This window comes from Paenibacillus sp. UNC451MF (assembly GCF_000686845.1).
Classification (GTDB): Bacteria; Bacillota; Bacilli; order Paenibacillales; family NBRC-103111; genus Paenibacillus_S.
In genome coordinates, this window is sequence record NZ_JMLS01000002.1 from 168721 (window position 1) to 193014 (window position 24294).

General features: G+C 47.5%; 27 protein-coding genes. 10 read left to right on the forward strand and 17 right to left on the reverse strand.

The window, feature by feature from the left end:
* Nucleotides 1–69 precede the first annotated feature (69 nt).
* The gene (locus BP97_RS0103940) at nucleotides 70–1221 is read left to right on the forward strand and encodes a phosphodiester glycosidase family protein (protein WP_028547934.1); all 1152 of its coding nucleotides are present in this window, start codon (nucleotides 70–72) and stop codon (nucleotides 1219–1221) included.
* A 90-nt stretch (nucleotides 1222–1311) separates the two neighbouring features.
* On the opposite strand, the gene BP97_RS0103945 is transcribed toward BP97_RS0103940, so the two are convergent.
* The 8 genes from BP97_RS0103945 to BP97_RS0103980 all read right to left on the reverse strand — a co-directional run bounded on the left by BP97_RS0103945 (nucleotide 1312) and on the right by BP97_RS0103980 (nucleotide 9437).
* On the reverse strand, nucleotides 1312–1686 hold the full coding sequence (locus tag BP97_RS0103945) for a YtxH domain-containing protein (protein WP_028547935.1): 375 nt from the start codon (nucleotides 1684–1686) through the stop codon (nucleotides 1312–1314).
* 23 nt (nucleotides 1687–1709) lie between these two features.
* A complete protein-coding gene (locus BP97_RS0103950; RefSeq protein WP_028547936.1) occupies nucleotides 1710–2162 on the reverse strand; it encodes a DUF948 domain-containing protein in 453 nt (150 codons plus the stop codon).
* Between the two features lie 164 nt (nucleotides 2163–2326).
* Nucleotides 2327–3370, reverse strand: a complete 1044-nt coding sequence (mnmH, locus tag BP97_RS35180) for a tRNA 2-selenouridine(34) synthase MnmH (RefSeq protein ID WP_036745467.1) — start codon at nucleotides 3368–3370, stop codon at nucleotides 2327–2329.
* A 76-nt stretch (nucleotides 3371–3446) separates the two neighbouring features.
* Nucleotides 3447–4511: a selenide, water dikinase SelD gene (gene selD, locus BP97_RS0103960; RefSeq protein ID WP_028547937.1), complete on the reverse strand. Its 1065-nt coding sequence runs from the start codon at nucleotides 4509–4511 to the stop codon at nucleotides 3447–3449.
* Between the two features lie 172 nt (nucleotides 4512–4683).
* Nucleotides 4684–5631 carry an aminopeptidase gene (locus BP97_RS0103965; RefSeq protein ID WP_028547938.1) on the reverse strand — a complete coding sequence of 316 codons (948 nt, stop codon included), beginning with the start codon at nucleotides 5629–5631 and terminating at the stop codon, nucleotides 4684–4686.
* Nucleotides 5632–5785: 154 nt separating this feature from the next.
* Nucleotides 5786–6721, reverse strand: coding sequence for a DUF1177 domain-containing protein (locus BP97_RS0103970; RefSeq protein WP_028547939.1), 936 nt, complete (start codon nucleotides 6719–6721; stop codon nucleotides 5786–5788).
* 37 nt (nucleotides 6722–6758) lie between these two features.
* Nucleotides 6759–7820 (reverse strand): DUF917 domain-containing protein, encoded by a 1062-nt coding sequence (locus BP97_RS0103975; protein ID WP_028547940.1) that lies wholly within the window; start codon nucleotides 7818–7820, stop codon nucleotides 6759–6761.
* Nucleotides 7821–7829: 9 nt separating this feature from the next.
* Nucleotides 7830–9437, reverse strand: coding sequence for an OPT/YSL family transporter (locus tag BP97_RS0103980; RefSeq protein ID WP_028547941.1), 1608 nt, complete (start codon nucleotides 9435–9437; stop codon nucleotides 7830–7832).
* Nucleotides 9438–9700: 263 nt separating this feature from the next.
* Between BP97_RS0103980 and BP97_RS0103990 the strand changes: the two genes are divergently transcribed.
* The 4 genes from BP97_RS0103990 (at nucleotide 9701) to BP97_RS0104005 (ending at nucleotide 13597) form a co-directional block, all read left to right on the forward strand.
* Nucleotides 9701–10336, forward strand: a complete 636-nt coding sequence (locus tag BP97_RS0103990) for a bifunctional 4-hydroxy-2-oxoglutarate aldolase/2-dehydro-3-deoxy-phosphogluconate aldolase (protein WP_028547942.1) — start codon at nucleotides 9701–9703, stop codon at nucleotides 10334–10336.
* 167 nt (nucleotides 10337–10503) lie between these two features.
* On the forward strand, nucleotides 10504–11127 hold the full coding sequence (locus tag BP97_RS0103995; protein ID WP_028547943.1) for a YhbD family protein: 624 nt from the start codon (nucleotides 10504–10506) through the stop codon (nucleotides 11125–11127).
* Between the two features lie 15 nt (nucleotides 11128–11142).
* Nucleotides 11143–11877: a polymer-forming cytoskeletal protein gene (locus BP97_RS0104000; RefSeq protein WP_028547944.1), complete on the forward strand. Its 735-nt coding sequence runs from the start codon at nucleotides 11143–11145 to the stop codon at nucleotides 11875–11877.
* A 127-nt stretch (nucleotides 11878–12004) separates the two neighbouring features.
* Nucleotides 12005–13597: a DUF2339 domain-containing protein gene (locus BP97_RS0104005; protein ID WP_028547945.1), complete on the forward strand. Its 1593-nt coding sequence runs from the start codon at nucleotides 12005–12007 to the stop codon at nucleotides 13595–13597.
* A gap of 69 nt (nucleotides 13598–13666) precedes the next feature.
* Here the strand turns inward: BP97_RS0104005 and BP97_RS0104010 are convergent, their stop codons facing one another.
* From BP97_RS0104010 to thiD, 3 genes are all read right to left on the reverse strand, one after another.
* Nucleotides 13667–14299 carry a helix-turn-helix transcriptional regulator gene (locus BP97_RS0104010; protein ID WP_028547946.1) on the reverse strand — a complete coding sequence of 211 codons (633 nt, stop codon included), beginning with the start codon at nucleotides 14297–14299 and terminating at the stop codon, nucleotides 13667–13669.
* A gap of 168 nt (nucleotides 14300–14467) precedes the next feature.
* A complete protein-coding gene (locus tag BP97_RS0104015) occupies nucleotides 14468–14905 on the reverse strand; it encodes a DUF86 domain-containing protein (protein WP_028547947.1) in 438 nt (145 codons plus the stop codon).
* Nucleotides 14906–15024: 119 nt separating this feature from the next.
* Nucleotides 15025–15858 (reverse strand): bifunctional hydroxymethylpyrimidine kinase/phosphomethylpyrimidine kinase, encoded by an 834-nt coding sequence (thiD, locus tag BP97_RS0104020; RefSeq protein ID WP_028547948.1) that lies wholly within the window; start codon nucleotides 15856–15858, stop codon nucleotides 15025–15027.
* A 176-nt stretch (nucleotides 15859–16034) separates the two neighbouring features.
* Between thiD and BP97_RS0104025 the strand changes: the two genes are divergently transcribed.
* Nucleotides 16035–16673, forward strand: coding sequence for a thiamine phosphate synthase (locus BP97_RS0104025; RefSeq protein ID WP_028547949.1), 639 nt, complete (start codon nucleotides 16035–16037; stop codon nucleotides 16671–16673).
* On the forward strand, nucleotides 16670–17785 hold the full coding sequence (thiO, locus tag BP97_RS0104030; RefSeq protein WP_036745468.1) for a glycine oxidase ThiO: 1116 nt from the start codon (nucleotides 16670–16672) through the stop codon (nucleotides 17783–17785). The genes BP97_RS0104025 and thiO overlap by 4 nt, the downstream gene beginning before the upstream one ends.
* Nucleotides 17786–17825: 40 nt before the next feature.
* Here the strand turns inward: thiO and BP97_RS0104035 are convergent, their stop codons facing one another.
* On the reverse strand, nucleotides 17826–18491 hold the full coding sequence (locus tag BP97_RS0104035; protein WP_028547951.1) for a tetratricopeptide repeat protein: 666 nt from the start codon (nucleotides 18489–18491) through the stop codon (nucleotides 17826–17828).
* A gap of 234 nt (nucleotides 18492–18725) precedes the next feature.
* Between BP97_RS0104035 and BP97_RS0104040 the strand changes: the two genes are divergently transcribed.
* On the forward strand, nucleotides 18726–18989 hold the full coding sequence (locus tag BP97_RS0104040) for a hypothetical protein (protein WP_028547952.1): 264 nt from the start codon (nucleotides 18726–18728) through the stop codon (nucleotides 18987–18989).
* 206 nt (nucleotides 18990–19195) lie between these two features.
* Nucleotides 19196–19822, forward strand: a complete 627-nt coding sequence (locus BP97_RS0104045) for an FMN-dependent NADH-azoreductase (RefSeq protein ID WP_028547953.1) — start codon at nucleotides 19196–19198, stop codon at nucleotides 19820–19822.
* Nucleotides 19823–20030: 208 nt separating this feature from the next.
* Here the strand turns inward: BP97_RS0104045 and BP97_RS0104050 are convergent, their stop codons facing one another.
* On the reverse strand, nucleotides 20031–20255 hold the full coding sequence (locus BP97_RS0104050; protein ID WP_231506209.1) for a hypothetical protein: 225 nt from the start codon (nucleotides 20253–20255) through the stop codon (nucleotides 20031–20033).
* A gap of 249 nt (nucleotides 20256–20504) precedes the next feature.
* Between BP97_RS0104050 and BP97_RS0104055 the strand changes: the two genes are divergently transcribed.
* Nucleotides 20505–20723 (forward strand): hypothetical protein, encoded by a 219-nt coding sequence (locus tag BP97_RS0104055; RefSeq protein WP_028547955.1) that lies wholly within the window; start codon nucleotides 20505–20507, stop codon nucleotides 20721–20723.
* Nucleotides 20724–20738: 15 nt separating this feature from the next.
* Here BP97_RS0104055 and BP97_RS0104060 read toward each other — a convergent pair whose 3' ends face one another.
* The 4 genes from BP97_RS0104060 to BP97_RS35185 all read right to left on the reverse strand — a co-directional run bounded on the left by BP97_RS0104060 (nucleotide 20739) and on the right by BP97_RS35185 (nucleotide 24269).
* Nucleotides 20739–21347, reverse strand: coding sequence for a hypothetical protein (locus BP97_RS0104060; protein ID WP_028547956.1), 609 nt, complete (start codon nucleotides 21345–21347; stop codon nucleotides 20739–20741).
* A 1-nt stretch (nucleotide 21348) separates the two neighbouring features.
* Complete coding sequence (locus tag BP97_RS0104065) at nucleotides 21349–21816, reverse strand: hypothetical protein (RefSeq protein ID WP_028547957.1); 468 nt, start codon at nucleotides 21814–21816, stop codon at nucleotides 21349–21351.
* Between the two features lie 103 nt (nucleotides 21817–21919).
* Nucleotides 21920–23380, reverse strand: a complete 1461-nt coding sequence (gucD, locus tag BP97_RS0104070) for an alpha-ketoglutaric semialdehyde dehydrogenase GucD (protein WP_036745470.1) — start codon at nucleotides 23378–23380, stop codon at nucleotides 21920–21922.
* A complete protein-coding gene (locus BP97_RS35185) occupies nucleotides 23352–24269 on the reverse strand; it encodes a fumarylacetoacetate hydrolase family protein (protein WP_051620347.1) in 918 nt (305 codons plus the stop codon). Before BP97_RS35185 ends, gucD begins: the two co-directional genes overlap by 29 nt.
* Nucleotides 24270–24294: the final 25 nt, after the last annotated feature.

Below are 24294 nucleotides of genomic sequence, written 5' to 3' on the forward strand. Positions count from 1 at the left end.
TACTGAAACTTTTTTCTCTTTTTTACGTTTATAACTGTAGAAATCCAATATTTTGAAGGGAAAGAAGAAATGTCAGCCAATTTATCGAGCAGTCCTAAGACGCGAACGACGGTGGCCGCCAAGAAGCTTCCTTCCTCTAAAAAAAAGAAGAAGAAACGCGCTTCCGCTCTGGTTACACTATTTTTTTATACGATGTCTGTACTCATGGCGTTTGGAATGGTTTTTAGCTTATGGTTCTTTTTAACAGAATCGGGAACGAATCTTCGCTATTTGATGGCTGATACGTTAATTTCAACGCAGCACCGTCATTGGGCCGCTTACCTGATCGGTAATGATGAGTTAGAGAAACGTGTAAACCGCTACTGGGCACAATTCGACACCTATACCGAAGTCAAGGATCAGCATCTGGTACAGGTCAGCACCCCAGTCAATGCCACGCCTAAGGTTGAGGAGAAGAAGCCTCTCATTCAGATTGAGCCTATCGAAGGCAAGAATTTCAAAGGGAAATTGCTTATCGTCAACGATCCCAAAAAACTGAGAATAGCCGTCCCCGGCAAGGTGGGCAAAGGTGAGAAAGTATCGTCCATGGTCAAACGACTAGGAGCAGTGGCAGGCGTCAATGCTGGAGGATTCGTAGACCCTGAATGGATGGGGAATGGATTCCAGCCGACTGGCCTTGTCATGTCAGGCGGTAAAATTTTCTATAACGATGGGGGCATGAACACCCCGAACCATATTGTAGGCATCGATAAGGAAGGACGGATGATCGCCGGGAAATATAAGCCTTCCGAGCTGCTGCAAATGGGAGTACAGGAAGCAGTTACCTTCGCTCCACGCTTCATTGTTAACGGGGTAGGGCAAATCAAGAATCAGGCGGATGGCTGGGGAATCGCCCCTCGTACCTGCATGGCGCAGAAGGAAGACGGTACGATTATGTTCGCCATTATCGACGGCAGACAGCCGGGTCACAGTATCGGCGCCACTCTGTTTGATATTCAGAATATTTTTCTTGAGCATGGAGCCATCACGGCAGCCAATCTGGATGGCGGCTCGTCCACCGTACTGGTTCATGATAATCAAATCATCAATAAGCCGGCCAGCGAGTACGGGGAGCGGTATTTGCCTACGGCATGGCTCGTATTCGATCATCCGGAGTCAGCGGATATCCGCAACATATGGCAAGGCTTGGATCCAAGCAAGATCGATCCATCCAAATGGTAATGATCTCATCCCTTACATTTTCAGCATGCAAAAACCATCCGAATCAGGTTTATCCACCTGAACGGATGGTTTTTTTGTATTGGAGAGATATTACTTCTCTTCACCCTCAGATTCTTTTTCTTCAGTGACGATAACCGTGGCTGCTACAGGTACTTCGACCGCTTCATCGGTTTTGCCGTTTTTCCAGGAAAGTGCCTTATCCTTCACTTTACCTGCCCATTCGGATGTGCTTGAGCCAATCGTTTGTGTTTTTTCCGATATCGTGCTAGCAATCTGCTTGGATTTATCCAATACGGTACCTGCAACCTGCTGTGTTTTCTCGGATACGTTATGAACGCCTTCTGCTAAATCAGCTCTAAGCTCCCGTCCTGATTTGGGCGCAAGCAACAGCGCAGTCACTGCTCCTAATACAGTACCTACCACGGCTCCGATCAACAAGTCTTTACCTTTTTTATCCGCTGCCATGCTGTTCATCTCCTTCATCTTGATCATTCGTCCGATTTGCTTTTGGGGGAGGGTCTCTGAGCTTGCCAACGTTGCCATAGCTGGATTCCTGTTGTCGTCAGCTCTATTAGGTCTTTTACCATATCCTGTCGGCTATGTAGCGATTCACGAGCCTCCAGAACCGTATCCGACAACGTCCGGGAGACGAGCTTCACCGAATGGGATAGCGTATTGGCCGCTTCCCCCGTCTGCTCTATCGCTGCTACAAACCCGTCGGTAGCTTTTAATCTACCCTGCACATCCTCCAACACTTGCCTCGAGAGTCTGATCGTATGGAGCGATTCTTCCGCCGTATGCTCCAGCTGTGATCGGATGCCGTCTAGCGTCTCCTGCGCTTGAAGCATTGCTTTACGGGATTCTCTAAGCATAGCAATGAGATAGCCGACCAAGACAATGAATGCTATGGATGCCAAGCATACGCTGATTTGCCATATCACGTATCGCCACCTCCCTCCCATCGGCAACTTTCCTAGACGAATGCCTATGGAATAGTACATTATAAGTAGCAACCACCTGTTTTGACACTAAAAATGGAAAAAAAATATAAATCCTTAGTTAATCTACAGCCGATTACGTTAACAAGCAACAAAAAAGGACCTTATTAGGGTCCTTTTTGTTGAAGCTTCAATTGTTGAAGAAAGCTGGTTACCTTACTGACTCCATCGTTCGGGTCATCTATAGGCAGATGTACATCATCGTGAACATGTCTTTCACTGGAATGCTCATAACGAGGATCGTAGTAGTGCTCGAGCAGCAGAGCTGCTGCTTCGGCGTAATGATTCATCAACAGCTGCCTCTCAATCTCCGTGGCAATAGGAGTATGGATGCGTCTCTGTATTCGCTCAAATGCAGACAAGCATTCCTCTTTATGTTCAGCAGGGTTATACTCCTCAAGGATATGCCTGATACGAGCTTCTATCGGCATTTCTACATGAAGCTGAATCCCCTGCTCTTTAGCATCCAGTAAAAAACCAGGCAATACTACTTTGCCTACCCGTTTGCTCTCCGACTCCACAACAATGTAGGGCTGCTCGTTAAATCGAAGCAGCTCCTGAAGCAGCAGCGCTTCAAATGTTTTTTGATTGTTAGGCTTGAGCCCGATTTGCCCAAACACGGAGCCGCGGTGGCCTGCCAGCCTTTCAATATCAAGGACAGGGACGCCTTGCTCTGCAAGCTTACGGAGAAGCAAAGTTTTGCCCGTTCCCGTATATCCATTAAGAACAATGAACCGAGGCTTCGGCTTGAAGGTCTCCAAGGTTTTCACAACCCACTGCCGATAGGATCTAATGCCTCCTGTCAAACGGTAGACTCGGATTCCCATAAGCGCAAGCACAGTGGCTGTCGTTCTACTTCTCATTCCCCCGCGCCAGCAGTAGACAGCTTTACGCGAATCGATTTTCTCAAATTGCTTGATAAATTCCGGCAGCTTAGCTGAAATAATCTCCAGCCCCCGGTCCTTCGCTGCTTGAAAGCTGACCTGTTTATAGGTCGTTCCGATCTCCGCCCGCTCCGCATCATCTAGGAGAGGAATGTTCAAGCTTCCCGGAATTGTAAAGTCTCGGTACTCTCCCGGCGACCGAACATCGATCAGTGTTAGCTCCTGTCTTTGTTCCAGCAGCTCTTCTACAGTGATATCTTGAAACAATAGCCTCTCTCCTTGCTTTAGTCCCATTCTATGGTTTTAACTGAAATCATCATATGAAATGCTAGAACGCTGCAAGCTATAACGTATCAATCACGCTAATCTGTCCTGGATGATCGGTAACCACTTCGCCGATCAAGGCTGCTTCTACACCAGCTTGAAGCAAGCTGCGAAGCAGCCCCTCGGCTTCCTCAGCTGCCACAGAGATCAGCAAGCCTCCTGAAGTTACGGCGTCACAGAGTATCCATTGATCGATTTGATCCATAGAAGCTGCGAAGGTGACAGTCCCTTCAAGATGAGCATAGTTGTTTTTAGTGCCGCCTGGTACAAAGCCGGCCTCTGCAAGCTCCCGAACGCGCGGCAGTACAGGTACCTGCTGAAAGCCGATGCGAACTCCCACAGAGCTGCCCTTAGCCAATTCTGCCGTGTGACCTAACAAGCCAAATCCAGTTACGTCCGTACAACCATGTACGGTGTACGGCTCCATCACTTCAGCAGCGGTTTTATTCAACGTACTCATAACCTGGGTAACACGCTTCACTTCTTCCTCGCTTAAAGCATCCTTCTTAATTGAGGTTGTTATAATGCCTACACCGATAGGTTTGGTCAAAATTAATTTATCGCCTGGCTTCGCTCCGGCGTTAGGTTTTACTTTATCCGGATGTATAAGACCGGTGACAGCCAGACCAAATTTCGGTTCATTATCGTCAATGGAATGACCGCCAACCAAAGTGGCTCCCGCTTCCTTGACTTTATCTGCTGCCCCGCGCAGTATCTCTGCAAGCACCTGCTTATCCAGCTTTTTAATAGGAAACGCGACAATATTCAGCACTGTCAGAGGCTTGCCACCCATCGCGTATACATCGCTAAGTGCATTGGCGGCAGCAATCTGCCCGAAGGAATAAGGGTCATCCACGATAGGAGTAAAAAAATCCACCGTTTGAACGAGTGCCAAATCATCATTCAACTTGTAAACTCCGGCATCGTCACTTGTATCTAGACCAACAAGCAAATTAGGATTATGATCTGCCTGAGGAAGCGTTTTAATAACTTGCTGCAGATCGGCAGGACCGATTTTACAGCCGCAGCCTCCTTTACTAGACAACGAGGTTAATTTAATTTTCGATGCTAGTTCTTCACTCATAGAATCAGCTCCCTTTCTACCATTATGAACTCCATTTACCTCAACATTATCACAGTATTGCCGGAAAATATAGATTGGAACCTTGGATGAATAGCTTTTGTACCGCTTGAATAAAGCACTTTGAACATATCAAAAAAACTGACGAATGCACAGTGCATCCGTCAGCTTCCTTTTATACCACAAATCGTCCGTTCTCCATAATAAGTTGATCATCGATATATACAGTCGGTTTCGTAACCACTCCGTCAATATGTACGCCAGCCGCAACAACGCCGCCAAACGTATTGTTGCTTCCGAAAGCAACATGAATCGTTCCATATACCTTCTCATCTTCTAGCACAACGCCGGTGATTCTCGCTTTGTCGTTAGTTCCTATACCAAATTCGCCGAGTTGTCTGCCATCGCCATCGCCAAGAATTTGAAGCAGCCTAGAAGCGTCAGGACCTTCGGTATCTACAATTCGGCCTTTTTCAAGCTTAACCCGCAGCGGAGACTGCAGCTTTCCAATACCTGCAACCGATCCATCTATAACAATCTGACCTTCTGCCAGGCCTTCCATCGGAGCAATATAGGCTTCACCGGAAGGCAGGTTACCGGATTCACCAGGATTCAAGTACATGCCGGTGCTCGGAACTCCGTTTCTTCCTGCAATGGAGAAAGCCAGTGTATAACCGTCCTTCTCGATTCGTACTTTTTGACCTTTTGTCAATATTTCCGTGACTTTCTCCGTTAGTTCCTTCACCTTCACATAGTCAGCAGAGATAGCCCCCTCAAGAAACATGTCTTCAGTGATGCCCGGCATCGTTGCAAGTCTTGCCCCTGCAGCGGCTGCTTGTTTGCGGGCTTGCGTATGTGTCAAGGAATGCTTCGTAATGCATACGACCACATTAGAATTGGCCATTGCCGTAGCTATAGGGGCAGGAGGTTCCTCTCCAGATTTCAAACGTTCTTTCATTACAACAAGCATCGATTCCGCTCCGAGCTGCTTACCCGCTTCGAACAGCGATTCGGCTAGCTCTTTCTTCACTTCGTCCGCGACAACGAGAAAGGTTTCATTTTCTTTCAGTCCCAAACAATTGCGCAAAACATTTTTACTAATTTCTGTAAGCTTCGTATTCATCAGCATGACTTCCTTTATCATTAAATCATTTCCGATACTCATTTTGCCATAATGGCATTAGACAATACAACAGGAAATCCGGAAGCACGGGCAACGAGCTCTCTGACTCCTTCCTGCAAATAAGAAAGATTGCTCTGCCTCAGTTTCCAATTCACTAAGCATTACCTGATGTTTGCAGTATTTTCATAGAACCATACAGTTTAAGGATTCGCTCAAATTCAGACTTACTATAAAATTCGCAGGTCCCGTTAGTCACTTCTTTGGCGACCTCGACGGAAAACCGGACAGCTGATGCGATGTCAACCTCGTGGCTTGCCCCTGTGCCACAACCTGGAACTGCGGAATGAGCCGTAATAGCCACTCCAACTACCGGAGCGTCCGTTGCAACCGCAGGCTGAACAATCGAATTGATATGATACAGATCGTTGCCATACGGCGTAATGTCTTGGGTAGTTATCGGGAAGGTGACCGGGAGTTGTCCTGTCGTCATCTCCATAATACGAAGCAAATCATCGCTGATCCGTAAAATATAACCTTCCTTCACTGTTGGAGAGATAGCGATTCCTTTATGATTGATGACGCGGTTCCCTTTGGTCGTATCGATGGATAGTATGGCTTCCATCTCAGGAACGATCTCATGCTTGTTCATCGTTAAAATGTCGACCGGCGAATCCATAAAATCAACCGGTTCATGAGGCCTTGTCGGAGCATCCGGGCAGATGTGCGTCGTGACGATGACATCGCCTTTTAAAGAGTCGCCTCTCGTTTGCATTTCTGCCAGCTTCAAAGCGGAAGCGACTGCCGCTACAGCACCGTCTGCATCAGAAACAAGACCTATACGGGTTGGCCGTGCTCCAATTCCACCAAGACGACCGATAATCCCGAATGTCGGAGCGCTGCCTCCCTTGCTTTTTCCTTCCGTACCTGGAATCACGATTTTGATGAAATCTGTGCTTCCTTTGCCCCCTTTAACAACAGTTACCTGAACAGAAACGGCAGTAAAATCTTTAAATAACTGCTTAACCCGCTCTCCATTTACTGTTCCGTCGTCCATTACATCCAATGTCATAAGCGTCTGTTTCAACGTCATCGTCGTAGCCCTCCGTCTGATTCTTGTTGGTTTTGTTTTATCCCAAATAGGGTAGGATCGATTTGTTTATGATGTCTTCGACAGGCTTCATCAGCTTTTCATTTCTCATCGTGCTGCTCAGCAGCAGTTTGTTTTTCGGCACGACAATGACCGCAAGCTGCTGGCCCTTCTGAATGGCAGCGGTGACGATAGGTATGGCCGTTTTGACATCCAACGTCATGATGAGATCCGGAAATGTAGACAGCCTTTCTCCATCCTTCTCCAGGGTCATATATTCATTCCAGAAGGTCATTTCATGCGAATTATCGATTCGGACCGTTCCAACGTCAAATCCTCCTGCTGTTTCGAGTTGGAAATCGGTAACGGTTCCCGTCACGACAACTTTGCCTCCAAGCTTGGAGACAACCGAATCGATAGCCGCTTCGCCTTTATGGGCCAGCAGGGCTTCCCCGACCTCAATAGCTTGGGTAATCGCCCCTGGGGCGCCGTTCGACAAGGCAAAAGCTCTTGTCACAGGATTGCGCGCCACTGCAACTAACCCGCCGGCTTCGATTGATGCTTTACGAATTAAAGATGCGGCTTTTTCAAGAGAACCGGAGATGCTTATTTCAACATAATTGTCCTCCTTGCCGCCTACACCTGCTTGATGAGAGATATAGCCTTCCACCTCAGATAAATTCATCGAGCCCATGGCTCCCGTCGGATGCGCTCTGCCATTACAGGCGAAATCGACTAGCGGAATTCCCGTTATGGCGGATTGGAACCAACCATTGACGGTAGTGCCTGCGCCATTTTCATTTGTATGAAGAGCATGAACGGTTTTACCTATTTTCTGAGTTAAAATATCCAAAGCTTTAGCATAATGAATCGGTTTGACGAACTGATCTTTAGCAGCAGGCGCACCTACCATCGATACGGTTACGAACAAGTCGTCATCATGGAACTCGTCGATGCTGTAAAGCTTTGGTTGTCCAATTTCGAGCGCTAATCGACCGATCTGAAGCCCGTCATCGATCCATCCCCCTCCCCCGCCGCCTAAGACAGCACCTCCATAAACAGCGTATTCCACCATTTCTTCATCCAGCTTGATGATCGACATGAAAGGACCTCACTTTTTCATTTTGAATATGGAGTTAAAGAAGCTATAGAGCGCATCACCGGCAATAAAGCCTGCTGCCAAAATACTCATCGGTGTTTCGGCTTCTTTGCCCTTAGCTTTCAATACAATAATTCTAATGGCAATACCGACAAGAACCGCCCAGCAAGCATTTGGCGTAGCAATGAGAAGACCTGTAGCAAACAAAACCCCAATCTGCCGGGTAGGCCCTCCAAGCAACTGAACGATAGCTCCCGGAATAGCCCATATTAACAACTGCTTGGCTACCTCAGAAGAAGTACCCGCTTGAATTGTTGAAACGTACACTTTATCAATAGGCGGCACAAGATTTTGCGAGAAATAACTGTTATATGTAACCAGCACGGTTAACAAAGCGACTCCGAACGCAATCATTCCCGTAATATATTGCTGCTTTCTTCCCTCCAGCTCGTACTCCCTGTTTTCACCGTTACCGCGAAGAATGTAGCCGGTTTTCAAGTCATACCCCATATCTGCAAAAGCCGGTCCTGTAGCGGCGCTGAAGCCTGCGAGAAGAGCCAGAGCAATCGGTGGGAAGCCAATCATCATTCCAAACAAAAGCGTGATAAAGGCGACAGCGAAGGCGGGAAACCAACCGGAATGCATCGCGGCTATACCCACGATAAGCTCGTGTACAAAAGCGGCGAAGGCGGCGAATACGATAAAACCAATCAACATGCCTACAGACATCTCCGTAATGATCCCGCTAATAATCGCTATGAGTAACGCTATGACAAGATAGGCAACAAACCCGATACTAAGCGCTTTTCTTGCTTCAGGAACCGATCTCGTTAGCTTGCTTTCGTCGATTTCATCAGAAGCAGAGTTATTGTGCTTAGCTTTTGACTTCTTGGAGGGATTGCTGAAAATAAGCATGGCCGCCTGAATCAAGGCAACGATACCAGCACCGATCATGACACCATGAGCTATATATAGCTTGTTGACATCGATATCAAACCAGGGAACCGAATATTGCCTGATCATCAAACCGATACCGAACATCGTTAACGCCCAAATATTTCCGATAAAGGCTACGCCGAAAGCGGACATGGAAATATTGAAATAGGAACCGATTAGCCCAACGACGGCTCCCACTCCGAGCAAACCTGCCCGCTTCCCCCCCGTATCGCCGGCTTTAATGGATTCTGCAGTGGCTACACCGGGAGCCCAAGTGCTGGAGGCGGGAAAAAGCTTGGAATCAAACAGCTTGTACAGTATCGCTGCATCGACGAACATGGCAAGTGCTGCACCGATCAGCATCGGGATAACTAAATTCGAAGCTCCCATCGCGAATGGAATCCCAATCGGGATGAGCAAGCTGTTTGCGGCTCCAAAGGTGGCAGATGATATAGACGTTTGAACTAAATTCTGCCGATGCACTGATTTGTATTTTCTGAGCATTGCGACCGGTATTCTTGCGATAAGCATTGCAACAAGCGCACCAATAATGGACGTACTGGGCGTTACTCCAAGAGTCGTCACAATCTGCATACCGATAATGGCGCCCAGCACAGCCGTTACAATGTTAAGAACAAGCGCAAACGGTTCAAATATACTAGGATGGTTCTTTTCATTGTCCATGATTAATCCCCCTTGGGTTCATGCAGATGGTTTCTGCAGCCTTTTCGCAAATTTACCAACCATGTGTTTTACATATCCATTATTCGCTTTTTCAGGTTCGAACATTCCTTTATACAACAGCTTGTGCAACCGTAATTCATGCAATGCATCCAATTCCATCCATTGAAGGATTCCACACTCTATCAATGGATTAAAGTTAACAATCAAGCCAAAGCATGGCATAATAGATTCATAATCTTATAGATGAGGTGGATGGGTTCATTATGCTAAGGGAAGAAGGCTTACGACTTATAGAAGATACGCGGATTATAGCGATTGTCCGTGGTGTAGAGGAAGAGCATATTACGGGTGTAGCTCAAGCACTGCTAGATGGCGGCGTACAAGTGATGGAAATTACATTAAATACTCCCGGCGCTGAAAATATGATCGCAAAGCTTCAACAAAACTTCGGTGATCGTATGTATATTGGTGCAGGCACCGTGTTGGATATCGATGATGCGAAGAAAGCATTCGAGGCAGGCGCCTCTTATTTGGTTACACCGAATATGGATGAGGATGTGATCCGCTATTCCGCAGAGCAAGGCGCACCGATCTTCCCGGGAGCAACGACACCGACAGAAATTGTGAAGGCTTGGAAGGCGGGAGCGACCGCAGTCAAAATTTTCCCTGGAGCGAGCCTAGGCATCAGTTATCTGAAAGAGCTGCAAGGCCCTTTAAGTCACATCCCAATGGTAGCTGTCGGTGGCGTTACCGAAGAGAATATTGCACAATTTTTGCAAATTGGTTGTTATGCTGTAGGAATTGGCGGCTCGCTCGTCAACCTGAAGGAAATCGCAAATGGCAATTATGAATGGGTTCGGGATAAAGCAGCACGTCTAACTGCAAGCGCCCGCGGCTAAGAATAGAATGACAACAAGCTTTTCCAACCAGTCGATGCTGGTTTTGGGAAGGCTTTTTCTTTTGGCACGGTCACATTTCCTTTTCCCTTTAAAATAGCTGGGCCACCTCATTATTTACAACGTAACACTGTTATGCTACACTAGTTTTTGCAAGGAGGTGCTGCCACATGGAGCAAGAGATCATATCCAAGAAAGATTTACTCGAACTGACCGGCCTATCCTATGGCCAACTATACCGATGGAAACGCAAAAACTTGATCCCTGAAGATTGGTTTATTCGAAAATCAACGTTTACGGGGCAAGAAACCTTTTTCCCTAAGCATAAAATACTGGCCCGAATTGATAAAATCAAACACATGAAAGACGATTTGTCATTAGATGAGCTGGCAGACCTGCTCTCCCCTCACCCAACGGAAATCTCGCTTTGGAAGCAAGAAATCCTCGAACGTAACATTGTTTCGAATATGTCTCTTAATTTCTATATCGATCGGCTCGGGGACACCGATATTTTCTCATTTGATCGCATTCTCCACTTATTCATTCTTGAGAAAATGCTACAAACCGGCGAGATGAGTCTTGATGAAGGGGCTATTTTACTCCAAGTACTGAGTGAACATTATCCTAAACTTCAAGGCAGCGGCGGGGAAATCATTTTCATACGGAAAATGGGGGTTTCGTCGTTTCTATTGTGTTCGAGCTCCGGCGAAGTATTCTTCGAATCCGGTATCCGGGTCGTTACCCGGTTGAATGTTGCTGTCTGCATTGAAGAATTGAAAATGAAAATAAACTGACGGAGGATGATCCTTATGGCTGATGCAATAAGACAAAAGCTCGTGCTTGCCGGTTCCGGGAGCGCATCGGGAGGCGTGTACCAGGAAGTCAAAATTACAGGAGAAGGCCAAGTTTTCGGTAATCTGGACTGCACCGACTTCAGAGTACACGGAACAAGCCGCGTAGACGGTAATGTCAAATCCAGATCGTTCAAGATCTACGGTACGTCTGTTGTAGTTGGCAATGTGGATTCCGATCAGGTCCATATTTATGGAACCTCGGATATTGGTGGCGATCTCTCCGCTAAACGGCTTAAGCTGTACGGCAGCTCGGAGATCGGAGGCAGCTTGACCGGGGACGACTTGCGAATCGGTGGCGAAATCACGATACAAAAAGACTGTGAAGCTGAAATCTTTTCAGCCAAAGGAGGCTTTACCGTTGGAGGGTTGCTGAATGCAGGTACAGTCCATATTCAGCTGTTCGGACCTTGCTCGGCAAGAGAAATCGGCGGAGATACTATTAAAGTCACCCGATCCGGTCTTGCGTACCGTCTTCATGAGCTATTCCACGCTTTGGCTCCTCGTACGGTGAACATGCTGAGTGCAGATACTATTGAGGGAGATTCAATTTATTTGGAATATACTAAAGCCAAGGTCGTCCGGGGCAGCTCCGTTCATATCGGCCCAGGCTGCGAGATCGAATATGTGGAATATAAAGAGCATTTTGAACAAGCCAATGGAGCTATTGTTAACAGCAGCGTCCAACTGTAAATTGTAACCTTATCTTGCGCAATGACAGGTACTAGAAAAAGTTAGTACTTATGAGTGCATACCCTTTCCGCTTACAATCATCTCATAATTCTTCTGAAAAATAATGGAAGCGAGATGACAAGCTAAGATGAATGACCTGCTGCGCAAATCTTGGATTCACCTGTTAGGAGCGCTGTTTATTGTAAGCTCGTTCCTATACTTGTTTAAGTATACATGGAGTCAGGGCTGGATTACGGATTGGGTGAAAATTGCTCTTGGTCTTGCCATAGGAATAGGCTGCGCATTAGCCGGGCTCAAATGGATGCAAAAAATTCCTGTTGCAGGGGAAATAGTCGCAGGTATGGGTGCCGCCCTCTTGTATACGACCTTCAGCTTTTCAGGCATTTACTTCGCCCTCTGGGATTCAATGACCGTCTTTATTTGCATGCTGACATTAACGATCGGGCTCGGCATTCTTGCTTTCAAAGCTCAGCTGCGGATTCTCATGAATATCGGGCTGTTGGGCGCGCTGGCTTCTCCTATGATTTTGAGGCCTGAGACAGATCAAGTATTTACGTTGTTCCTTTATTTACTCGTTCTTAACGGTGTGTTCTTCATCCTCAGTATCCGGCAAAGCTGGACCGAGCTTCGTCTTATATCCTTTATCGGAACCTGGGCGCTCTACGCGATTTACTACATTCAATTCGACCCGGACGTCTCCTCCTTCTGGAGCTTACCTTTCCGCTATGCTTTGGCTGCTTATATTTTCTACGTGCTAGCTTTCCTGATCTCTTCCTGGAAAAATAATGTCCGTTTTGACGGATTGAACCTATATCTTGGTGTGCTGAACGCCATCGTTTTCGGCTTATGGTCCATGATTATTTTGAACGGTATTGTTCCGTATGCGTACCCCTTGTTGATAATGGGACTCGGTTACATTGTGATGGCTTTTATCGTGTCCCGCTTGACCTCATCATTCAATGTCGCTGTGCTCACCAAGCTGCTTGGCGGCGGGCTGCTTCTATTAATCGCCTCTACCCAGTTCGGCAAAGAATGGGCTGCGAAGCCGCTTATCAATGTCTATGTGTGGCTATTCATCGCCTGCTTACTCCTCGTCGTCGAGCTTTGGAAAAAGCTCAGCTGGCTCAAAGCCGCTTCGATAGGAGTCTGGTTTATCGTCGTCATCTATTGGTTTGTCGTTACATGGGACACTCCTTGGGGCGAGTGGTTCGGGGTTTATATTCCGTTCTTCAACTGGGCTGCGTTAGCATGGGAGCTGCTAGCCGCTATGGGCTTCTATTTCTCCATACACGGCTCTTTCAGTGCGCTGCGCCAAGAAGACAACCGCTTGCTGTCAATCGTTTATTCGATTATGAGCCATCTTATAATTGGAGGACTGTTGACAGTCCAAGTAGAGAACATGATTGCCGAATACAAGCTGGACCCCATGCTGGATCTGCAGCTCACGTTATCGATTTCATGGGGAATCTATGCTCTGCTGCTATTTTTATGGGGAGCCTACAGCAGGCAATCATTATTCCGTGTATTCGGCTCGCTCGTCCTCTTGTGTGTTGCCGCGAAGACGTTAGTGTTCGACCTAGCGGGAAGTGAAACATTGTATAAAGTTATTGTCCTGTTCATCCTAGGCATCATTACATTTTGCATTGCTTATGTGAACGGCAAATGGCAAAGCGGTATCCCCAAACTAAAGAATGAAGAGGCTCAGCAGGAGCAGCAATAAACGATTTAGAAGCGGTACGGCGAAGAAAAAAACCATCTCTGCGCTTACACAGTAAGCGAAAAGATGGTTTTAGTTTTTGGGCTGTATGACATACGAGCACTTGTTGCCGCCTTTGACCAAACATTCTACACGCTGAACATCAGCATCCAGCAAGGTTTCGAACATCTTCAATTCACATTGGCAGGCATGATTGTACTGGTTGGCAACCTGAGAAATGGGACAATTATGTTCATTTATGACGAACTGACCATCCTCGCCCTCGGTCCAATCGACCATGTACCCGTTGGAATTTTGAATTTCAGCAAGCGTCTTAACACGTTCAGGCAGTGGCTTCCCATTGACTTGGCCCTCGTAACGGCTGATCAGTCTCTCCTTGCGTTTCTCAAACAGCAAGTCCACTTTGCCTTCACCAGCTTCTTCCACCAGCTCGCTTAATAAATCAAGCGTTAAATGATGATACTTCTTCGGAAAGAGATCGTCGGCAATCTCCGTCAAGGAGTATAAATTAGTTGGCCGGCCCATAGCCTGCCGCACCAGCTTAGCCTCGATCAGACCGTCCCGCTCCATCGTGTTCAAATGTCTCCGCACTGCCATCTCTGTAATGCCCAGCTGTTTGGCCATTTCACTAACAGTTAAAGCCCCACTTGTCTTAAGCATCGTCAGTATGACTTTGCGCGTCGATACATCTTGTTCTTGGTTCATCCGGTCTCACCGCCTTTCCTTGCAAGTATGGGAATCTGGATCTGCTCCTTGATACCTATAAAAAGCTATCTAATACATTCAATTGTATACGAAATACGAGCATAAGTAAATTAGTATACTAAAATGTATCAAAAAGCCTATTTATGGAGATTCAAGGGATACCCGGATTTATACCATTTCGCGGCTGATAAAAGCAGGTACCATCTCAGCGAAAGATCTCAATACTGCCGGAAGCTCTGCAATAAGAGGATGCAGCGACTCCCGAGGGTAAGTGGCAAAATCTTGGGCCAATGGCCTGCGCAGTTGAACCAGACGCTTAAAAACAGAAGCCGTTCCTTCGTCAAAAACTCGCTCTCCGGCCAGAACCTCAACAATGTCCTCGTAGCTGCTCGCATCTCTCATCATAAAGGCATCGATCAGCAAACTGCCGATGTCGGTCACGGTTTCAATAGCCAGATGAAGGATTCTCTCTTGAGCCAAGTGAAGCAGCAGCTGTTCCGATGGTTGCTTGTGCTCCCATTGCTCTGTAAGCTCGGCACACGCTTGCGTAAGCGTCGGCAAAAATTGAAGGCGGACGTTGATTTGTTCATGATTTACGTAGTACATAGCTGTTTATCTCCGTTTCTTATTTCTCCATTTGGACCACAGCATGATCGCCGGAAAGGAGAGGATTAGTAAAACAATTAGCAGAACTGCCTGCATTAAGTATTCATAACTCATCTTTTTTATTGCTCCTTCTTCTGCTTGTCCGCATCAGCTTGCATACTTCTGCTGTACGCCCAGTGATTGGTCGGTCCATGACCGGCTCCAATACCCAGCTCTTCGCGAATGGCCAGTGTAATAAAACGTTTGGCTGTTTGCACCGCTTCCAACAGGCTGTTGCCTTTGGCAAGCTCCGCGGTAATGACCGCGGAAAAGGTACAGCCCGTACCATGCGTATGCCGTGTCTCATACCGTTCGGCTGTAAACAGGTGGAACTGCTCTCCGTCATAAAGAACATCGACAGGCTCTCCTGTACTGTGACCGCCCTTCACTACGGCTGCTCCGGCTCCGAACTGCTGCACCAAGCGAATGGCCGCTTCCTTCATCTCATCTAAGGTCGTAATCTGAAGCCCTGTAATTACCTCGGCTTCAGGAATGTTAGGGGTTACGACCGCTGCTACAGGAAGCAGAAGTGTCCGCAGCGCGTGTTGGGCGCTTTGCGCCAGTAAGCTAGCTCCGCCTTTGGCAATCATAACCGGATCGACAACGAGCCGGCTTATTCCGTGCTTCTTTATTTGAGACGCTACCAGCTCGATCACTTCGGGCTGTGACAGCATGCCTGTCTTCGCCGCATCAACGCCAATATCGGCGATTACGGCTTCCAGCTGCTTCTCTATACCCTCAAGAGGAATATCATAAATGCCGTGCACACCTAACGTATTTTGTGCCGTTACTGCGGTAATTGCGGACATGCCGTATACGTCCAGCATCTGAAACGTTTTCAGGTCCGCTTGAATCCCTGCGCCCCCGCCGCTATCCGAGCCAGCAATCGTTAGCGCTTTGTAGACTTTATCCATTATGGCTCCTCCTTATCCACGTACCAGCCTTTCTTTCTTCAATAAGTGTATCTATCCGCTTTCCCAGCGTCAAGTTCCTAGTTATTGATATTTTTATGACAACTTGGGCAAACGCTTTGACGGTATAGAAGGGCTGCGTTATGATGAAAAGAAGAAAATTTTGAGGGAGCATTACAATGAGAAAGCATGCACTGCATGTCATGACAACAGGCAAGCAGACAGTAAGCGAAGTTGCCGATATCCTGCGGCATTGCCCGACAGAAGGCATCGATGTGCTGCATATTCGAGAAAAAACGAGCAGTGCCCGAGAAATTACAGAATGGTATACCCAGCTTAAGCCCTTGCTTCAAGCAAGTGAGGTTTACATAAACGACCGCCTCGACGCGGCTCTAGCCGTGCAGGCTCAGGGTGTTCAGCTTGCTTATAACAGTTTGAGCCTTAATGATAGCCGCCGTATATTACCCGCTACTGTACGCATCGGTTGTTCCGTTCATTCGGTAGAGGAAGCGGTGCAAGCAGCCGGACAAGGAGCCGATTACGTTCTGTTCGGACATATCTACGAGTCGAATTCTAAGCCTGGTCTTGCGCCCCGCGGCGTGAAGGTATTAGCAGAGGTTGTAGCTGCTTGTACGATACCTGTCATTGCCATCGGTGGCATCGAGCCCGATAACGTCGGAGAAGTACTATCTACAGGGTGCGCAGGCGTTGCAATGCTTTCATCGGTTCTTCTTCATTCTGACCCGGCAGCGCAAATCCTTCGCTTTCGAGAAGCGATCGATCGTACCCATCATATACCTAGGAGTGGATTTCATTGAACAGCACGCCCACAGCTATTATCGTCGGGGGAGGCATTATTGGCAGTACAATCGCACTGGATCTGATTCGTGCAGGAGTGCAATGCACAATCATTGATAAGGGTGCTTTGCTTCAGGAGGCTTCCACTGCTGCAGCAGGCATGCTGGGAGCACAGGTAGAGATTCACCAGCCTGGCGCTTTCTATGAGCTGTGCCGTCTCAGCCAGCTGCTATACCGCGGATGGGCAGACGAACTGGAACAGTTAAGCGGAGGAGTTTCTCCGCAATATATAAATCAAGGCATTCTCCGCATTGCTTGGAACGAGGAAGACGAGGTGGAGCTGAAAAGCAGACTTGCGTGGATCCAAGACGCAGAATGGATGGAAGCCGAAGCCATGCGGGAGTGGGAGCCCGCCATCGCCTCGAATGTTCGTGGAGGTATGTATTTTGCCAAAGATCATCAGGTACATCCGGTGTACCTAGCCAAGACACTCCAAGCAGCCCTGCATAAGCAAGGCTGTGATATTCGTGAATGGACTCCGGTATTTAACCTTATCGAGCGAAGCGGCCGCGTTGTCGGAGTGAGAACCTCTGAAGGAGAGCTGTATGCCGATCAGGTCATTGTATGCGCGGGAGCATGGAGCAACGCTTTAACCGAACCGCTAGGCTTCCGTCTTCCGATGTTTCCGTCAAAAGGGCAATGCATTTCCGTTAAAACAACCGCCCCCATCATCAAGAAGACGATATTCACCAAGGGCGGATACATTGTACCGAAGCAGGACGGAACGATGCTCATTGGCGCGACCCAGGAAGAAGCAGGATTCGATAAGCGGTGTCATGTATCAGCGGTAAGCGCGCTGCATGCCAAAGCGGCAACACTGCTTCCAGCCTTGGAACAAGCGGAGCTCGTAAGCACCTGGGCCGGTCTGCGTCCGGGAACCCGGGACGGTCTTCCTTACCTCGGCATTTCGTCCAAGCTCCCCGGCCTGATCTTCTCCACCGGTCATTATAGGAACGGGATCTTGCTTGCTCCTGGTACCGGTAAGCTGGTTCGTCAGCTAGTATTGGGACAACAGCCAGATATGGATTTGACAGCATTCGCTCCGGATCGTATTTTTGCCACAGTAGAGTAATCATTGAACTTCAGTAATCATTGAACTTCATATATATTATTCAGCCTTTTAATCTTGCCAGCATCGCCCATCGGCGTTCAAAACGCCGTCTATATTTCGGAAGTCCGCGGTACAGCTCAACCGTTTCACGGTACGCTCTGCGGGCTTCTTCTTTTTGCCCCAAACGGGTGTACAGCTGGCCTAACCGATAATAAGCCTCACATGAGGAAGAATTGACTGAACCGAACGTCTCCAAATAGTGAATCGCTTTCCCCGGCTCTCTATCTGCCCAGGCCTCAGCCAGTCTTAAATACGGCTCTCCGTATTTAACCCGAGGATTCATTTCTATTGCCTCTAACAGCAGTTTCTCTCCCTCCTCCAAGTGACCAAGCTTCAGCTTACACACGCCAAGCTCCGCTCTCACATCGGCGGAATCCTCCATAACTGCCCTGATTTGCTCCAGCAGCTCGGCTGCTTCACGATATTGATTACGCTCTATTAAAAGTCGTGCTACATCCAGCTTCGCGGAGGTCTGATGCGGATTCATTCTTAGCTCCTGACGCAGCTTGGACAGTCTTCTAGCCCTCTGAATTGGCTTAAAGATACTCGGTGTCAGTCCAATAAACCGGCGCTCCAATGCGTAAAAAATAATAAGCAGCACAATAAGTGCAATAATCGGACTTCCCGTCAGCCAGGTTAATGCTACAAATAATAAAAGCTTGCTCATTCCACCGTACCCTTTCGTTGTCTATTTTTCCCATCTATTGTACCATATTTTGCGATCTGGCAGATATTCGATCCCTATCCAAGAATATTGAGCCAAAAATTGGTATACTTTACATATAAGATGTGAACAATTTGCGTACGGGAAGGACTTTACTTCATGCATCGCGAAAATCAATGAAGTTTATCATTATGTTATCGGGCTACTATGTAGCACAATCCGGGGGGATCAGCTTAAATGAATGAGACGCAAGCTAATAAATGGCGCAAAACAAGAACCATGGGGAAAGGCAAATATGTAATGTATTTTGGCATTTTGGCTTGGGGACTGTCTTTGGCCGCGTTATTTACACTCACAGAATGGCTAACTCAGCAGACGGTTACGACATCTTGGATTTATATCCGAATTGTTGTGATGGGCATTGTCGGCTTCTTTATCGCGAATTTTCGTTGGGAAGCCCGAGAGAAGAAGCTCCAGCTGTTCCTTCAGCCAAAAAAATAAACGCAGTAAGTTAAGTTGGAGTGAAAGAGAGCGGAACTCGTGTTCCTGCTCTCTTTTTTTGTTCAAACATATATAAACAATAATTACAAGTCACTTGACAAAAGTAAGTACATAATTTATTATACTTACATAATGTAAGATATTTATTAATTCATATCATACTTACTTATAACACTTTGCTTATTAACTTCAAGGAGGAATAATTCATGTCTACTGTACTTTTTGTAAAAGCTAATGGTCGTCCTGCCGAGCAATCCGCTACGGTTAAACTGTACGATTCTTTTCTCTCCACTTATAAAGAAACTCACCCGCAAGATTCCATCGTTGAGCTGGACTTGTTCGCAGAAGAGCTTCCTTATTACGATGTGGACACATTGACAGGCCTGTTCAAGCAAGGCAAAGGCTTCGAATTGACTGCAGTTGAGCAACAAAAAGCAACTAACGTTAACAAATACCTGGAGCAATTCCTTGCTGCAGACAAAGTGGTATTTGCCTTCCCATTGTGGAACTTCACCGTTCCTGCTCAATTGTTGACTTACTTCTTCTACATTCTTCAAGCTGGCAAAACTTTCGCCTATACAGCTAACGGCCCTCAAGGCTTGCAACCTAACAAAAAAGTTGCTCTCTTGAACGCTCGCGGCGGTGTATATTCCGAAGGTCCTATGGCAGCTCTCGAAATGTCCTTGAACTATGCAAAAACAATGATGAACTTCATGGGCATTCAAGACGTGACTACTGTAGTAGTTGAAGGCCACAACCAATTCCCTGACAAAGCAGAAGCTATTATCAGCGAAGGCGTAAAAAATGCAGCTAACGCAGCAGCAGCATTCTAATTTAAGCATTCGGTAATAAAAATACCCTTCATCTCTCCTTTTGAGAGGTTAAGGGTATTTTTTGTCATTAGCAGATCTATGTTTAGACAGAAAAAGGTCCACAATCGCTTGGATTGCGGACCGTCAAGTGTTTTATATTAAAAAGGGGGTCGAGTTCTATTATAACCGCCCAACATTAAAGCCAGATGAATAACCTGTTACAATTTGATTACTGAACGGTTTCGGGATTTATTGTTTTCTTTCTCATTATAAACAGTGCGAAGAGCAGCAAAACCTCTGTATTGCCAAAAGTGACTCCGAAGCCGAACAATCCAAACATACGGGAGAAGCCTTCGAACAACGAGGCCCACCAAATGCAAGCCGGTACGGTTATCGCCAGATTAATGACAAGGGAAACTAGAAACGATACGAGCATCTTCTTCGTCTTTATCATAAACAAAATTCCTAGCAGAAGGGGAAAAACGAAGGCGGCACTCAAAATAAGCCAATATATATTATCGTAAGACAACTTGCTCACTCCCGAATCCGAATAAATAAAACTTGAATCTTTACTAAGGTTAACAAATCACCGTGGGGAAAACAACCGATTCTGCATTTTGTTTCAAAACTGTCATAGTATCACAAACTCGATCTTATCGGTTATAATAATGGAGTAAGTATATTTCTAGAAGGAGGTGCCTATATGGCACAGAGCAAAGCAAAGAAAAACCGATGCCGGATCGTACGCGAAGGCGGCTTGAATCCAGAGATGCAAAGACTTCATTGGAACGGTATCGTACCGGTTGAACGAAAAACACCTACCTTAGCAGAGAAAAAAGATAAGCTTCAACGTAAGCACAAACATAAATGGAACCGCACACTGCAGAGCAGCGACGGTTCCATTTTACGTTCCGGAGCTTAATAGCTTAAGACCTGGCTATGGTTGCCTCATTACCTCAGTGTTCTGCGAGGTCAGCTCATACAGCTGTTTCCCGCTGCTATCATAAGCGTAAAGCTTACTATCCCAAGCATTCTCGCTTGCTGGATCTTTCACAGAGTAGGCTCGAGTTACCATATATAAGTGGTCACGCGGCTCCGTCATCTGCTCCAACCCGTCCGGCCAAACGACACGCAAGCGGGTCACATTCGGATCACGCACCTGCCCCATAAAACAATAGTGACGGCGCTGTTTCAATGTGGACATCCCCATTTTGAAGCTGAGCAGCGTATCCGGCTTCAACTCGCTGCCAAAACCTCCGCCTCTATTTTCCCAGAAGAGTCCTAATGAGCGGGACATATACATTTGATGAAATAAACCATGTTCTTCATCATATAACAATACAGCGTAATTCCCGTCTCCACTTTCTATCATCGTATGAATCTGCGCAGGCGGCATTTCCATACCAAGCAGCGCTTCCGACACGACTCCCTCAGGAGTCCAGGGATTAGCGGAATAATGGATTCGAAACAAGAAGAGTGCTGCCGCTAAAATAATAAACCAGCGAAGTAGGTGCCCTCTATACAGCTGTATGAATTGCCCCATCATCTCAACGCTCCCCCCTTGTCAGAGGGATCGTAAAGCTAAAGGATTCTCCATAGGCTTCGTTAAAAATTCGAACGCTGCGAATTCCTTGCGGCACATTACTGAACAAATAATCCCCATCAGATCGGAACGAATGATTCGAACTGCTCGAACCGCGCTGATCCAACAAAAATCCGCTATCCGTTTGAACCTGCACCCGATTTGGCAGCTTGCTTGGCGTCTTCCCTGTACCGGTCATATAAACGGATAATTCTCCGTCTCCGTCGTATAGCACCCCATTCAATCGTATCTTTTTGCCGAAATAGGTTTGAATCTCAGGGCTTCCTTCGAAAAAGCTCCCTTGCTTCTTCGCTTTCCGAACGTCATCGCTAAGTCGGTTCAGATTAGCAAGAGGAACCAGCGTTACCATAATAACCTGCACAATCAGAACAGAGAGCAGCATCCATTCGATAATTCGCATCATCCTTCTCAATAGTAGCATCCCCTCTGGCTGGAAATTGTGACTTACAGGATCAGACGACTTTTTCCAGTAAAAGGTTGCAAACGGAATGCACCTGTTTCACAGTGCGGAACTACTATCCTTTGACAAAGACGGTTTTAATCGAGGTGAAAAATTCAATAGCTGCCTGCCCCTGCTCTCTAGAATGCGAGCTGGACTGCTTCATGCCGCCAAATGGCGCCTGCAATTCTACCCCCGCGGACTCCGCATTCACACGTACCAAACCCGCATCCATCTCCCGGATAAATGAAAGCATGCTGCCGATATCCCTGGTGAAAATGGAGGCACTTAAACCGAATTTCACATCGTTAGCCAGTTCAATCGCTTCCTCCAAGGAATCCACTTTCATTAATGCAAGTACAGGCCCGAATATTTCCTCCTGCGCTATAGCCATTTGACGGGTAACCCCATCGAATACCGTCGGTTCCACATAGAAGCCATCCTGTAAATCTGCTGTTGAAGGCTTCTTGCCTCCGCAGAGCAGCACCGCGCCTTCCTGCTTCCCTTGCTCAATATAGCCTAATACCGTATCCAGCTGCGATTGGCTTGCGCAAGGTCCCATCCAAGTACTTCCGTCCAATCCGCTGCCTAATCGTATGGCATTGACCTTTTCCAACAGCTTCTGCTTAAAAGCTTCATACACTTCGCTATGAACAATGACGCGGCTTGTGGCTGTACATTTTTGACCTGTAGAACGAAGCCCGCCGCTGATTGTAGCTTCCACCGCCAAATCCAGGTCGGCATCGGCTGCAACAATGACCGGATTTTTTCCGCCCATCTCCAGCTGGTATTTGGCGCCTCTCTTCAGAGCACCTAAGCCAACCTGCTTGCCAACCTGGTCGGAGCCCGTGAAGGTGATAGCCTGAATGTCCGGGTGATCGATGATCCCCTGCCCAATCACGGTCCCTCTACCTGTAACCATATTGATGACCCCCGCTGGCATACCTGCTTCATGAAAGCACTCCATGACTAGGGCAGCCGTTACAGCTGTTTCCTGAGCAGGCTTGAACACGACAGAATTGCCGTAGATTAGGGCAGGAGCCATCTTCCATACTGGAATCGCTACTGGGAAGTTCCATGGCGTAATGACACCTACGACGCCGAGAGGAGCGCGTGTGGTAAACATCAATCCCTCGCTATCCGTAGACGGAATAACGTCCCCCACCTTGCGCATACCTTCTCCCGCATAGTAACGGAGAATCGCTACTCCACGTGCAGTCTCCCCCTTGGCCTCCGGAAATGTCTTGCCCATCTCGCGAGTCATCATCTCGGCGACTTCATCCAATCGCCGTTCCAGTGCGTTTGCTACCTTATACAAGTATTCTCCTCTTGCCGCGCCTGACAGTCGCCCCCAGGAGCGGCTTGCCTGCTTGGCTGCTGCTGCAGCATGATCTAGGTCGGCCTGCACTGATTTTTGTATAAATCCTACCGTTTCGTGACGGTTAGCCGGATTGATGCTTCCTTCCGTCTCGCCTGATACCGAAGCTAGCCACTGCCCTCCGATATAATTAAGAAACGTGCGATTGTTGATTGTCATCATCACTCATCCTTTCCTGATTCTTCACATCATTGATCAGCATACCGATACCGCTAATTCCGATTTCAATACGATCTCCATCAAGCAAAGTAAACTCATTAGGAGGCACAATGCATGTGCCGGTCAGAAGCACGGTTCCATCGAAAATATCGTTGTCACGGGTCAGGAACGATACCAGCTCCTCCAGCTTCCGCTTCAGCTGTCCCGTGCTGGCTGTACCCTCCACGACCTTGTGCCCTGAGCGATAGATACGGCACACAATATCCAGAGCATAAGGATCGGCTACTGTGTCCGCAAGCCGGATAGCCGGGCCTATTGAGCAGGATTTGCGCCACATTTTGGCTTGAGGCAAATAGAGCGGGTTCTCCCCCTCGATATCTCGGCAGCTCATATCGTTGCCTATCGTATATCCAATAATCCGTCCCGACTTGTCGATCACAAGTCCAAGCTCCGGCTCTGGAATTTGCCAAGTCGAATCGCTGCGCAAGCATAAGACTCCGCCGGGTCCTACCGTTCGTGCCGCCGTCGATTTAAAGAACAGCTCGGGTCGTTCCGCATCATACACTTTATCGTAAAAAGTAGATGCATCCAGCTTGCCGCCGGTCGCTTCATAGTTCCGAGCTTGACGGCTTCTCTCATAGGTAACCCCCGCTGCCCACACCTCAGGTGCTACAATCGGCGCAAGAAGATGAAGCGTTTCCATATTGGCGCTGATTGCAACCAAATGAGGCAGCTCCCGCTCCAGCCAGCCTGAAGCGGTTATTCCTTCCTTGTCTGCAGTCTGTATAAGCTCGAATAAGTCATGAAACTCCAGCGGGTATACGCTTCCCTCCTCTGTTACGGCCGCCATTACTGCTTTTCCCTGATCCAGATAACGAATGATTCTCAAGATGATCGCCTCCAATTGTTTTATA

Bases quoted from the DNA above. Each gene is read 5' to 3' on its own strand.
- BP97_RS0104045 (WP_028547953.1), top strand. From the start codon at position 19,196: ATGTCTACTGTACTTTTTGTAAAAGCTAATGGTCGTCCTGCCGAGCAA.
- BP97_RS0104060 (WP_028547956.1), bottom strand. From the start codon at position 21,347: ATGATGGGGCAATTCATACAGCTGTATAGAGGGCACCTACTTCGCTGG.
- BP97_RS0103945 (WP_028547935.1), bottom strand. From the start codon at position 1,686: ATGGCAGCGGATAAAAAAGGTAAAGACTTGTTGATCGGAGCCGTGGTA.
- BP97_RS0103970 (WP_028547939.1), bottom strand. From the start codon at position 6,721: ATGACGTTGAAACAGACGCTTATGACATTGGATGTAATGGACGACGGA.
- gucD (WP_036745470.1), bottom strand. From the start codon at position 23,380: ATGACAATCAACAATCGCACGTTTCTTAATTATATCGGAGGGCAGTGG.
- BP97_RS0104010 (WP_028547946.1), bottom strand. From the start codon at position 14,299: ATGAACCAAGAACAAGATGTATCGACGCGCAAAGTCATACTGACGATG.
- BP97_RS0104005 (WP_028547945.1), top strand. From the start codon at position 12,005: ATGAATGACCTGCTGCGCAAATCTTGGATTCACCTGTTAGGAGCGCTG.
- thiD (WP_028547948.1), bottom strand. From the start codon at position 15,858: ATGGATAAAGTCTACAAAGCGCTAACGATTGCTGGCTCGGATAGCGGC.
- BP97_RS0103980 (WP_028547941.1), bottom strand. From the start codon at position 9,437: ATGGACAATGAAAAGAACCATCCTAGTATATTTGAACCGTTTGCGCTT.
- BP97_RS0104055 (WP_028547955.1), top strand. From the start codon at position 20,505: ATGGCACAGAGCAAAGCAAAGAAAAACCGATGCCGGATCGTACGCGAA.
- BP97_RS0103965 (WP_028547938.1), bottom strand. From the start codon at position 5,631: ATGAATACGAAGCTTACAGAAATTAGTAAAAATGTTTTGCGCAATTGT.
- BP97_RS0104025 (WP_028547949.1), top strand. From the start codon at position 16,035: ATGAGAAAGCATGCACTGCATGTCATGACAACAGGCAAGCAGACAGTA.
- BP97_RS0103940 (WP_028547934.1), top strand. From the start codon at position 70: ATGTCAGCCAATTTATCGAGCAGTCCTAAGACGCGAACGACGGTGGCC.
- BP97_RS0104050 (WP_231506209.1), bottom strand. From the start codon at position 20,255: ATGATAAAGACGAAGAAGATGCTCGTATCGTTTCTAGTTTCCCTTGTC.
- BP97_RS0103995 (WP_028547943.1), top strand. From the start codon at position 10,504: ATGGAGCAAGAGATCATATCCAAGAAAGATTTACTCGAACTGACCGGC.
- BP97_RS0104015 (WP_028547947.1), bottom strand. From the start codon at position 14,905: ATGTACTACGTAAATCATGAACAAATCAACGTCCGCCTTCAATTTTTG.
- BP97_RS0104000 (WP_028547944.1), top strand. From the start codon at position 11,143: ATGGCTGATGCAATAAGACAAAAGCTCGTGCTTGCCGGTTCCGGGAGC.
- BP97_RS0103990 (WP_028547942.1), top strand. From the start codon at position 9,701: ATGCTAAGGGAAGAAGGCTTACGACTTATAGAAGATACGCGGATTATA.
- BP97_RS0103975 (WP_028547940.1), bottom strand. From the start codon at position 7,820: ATGTCGATCATCAAGCTGGATGAAGAAATGGTGGAATACGCTGTTTAT.
- BP97_RS0104035 (WP_028547951.1), bottom strand. From the start codon at position 18,491: ATGAGCAAGCTTTTATTATTTGTAGCATTAACCTGGCTGACGGGAAGT.
- BP97_RS0104040 (WP_028547952.1), top strand. From the start codon at position 18,726: ATGAATGAGACGCAAGCTAATAAATGGCGCAAAACAAGAACCATGGGG.
- selD (WP_028547937.1), bottom strand. From the start codon at position 4,511: ATGAGTGAAGAACTAGCATCGAAAATTAAATTAACCTCGTTGTCTAGT.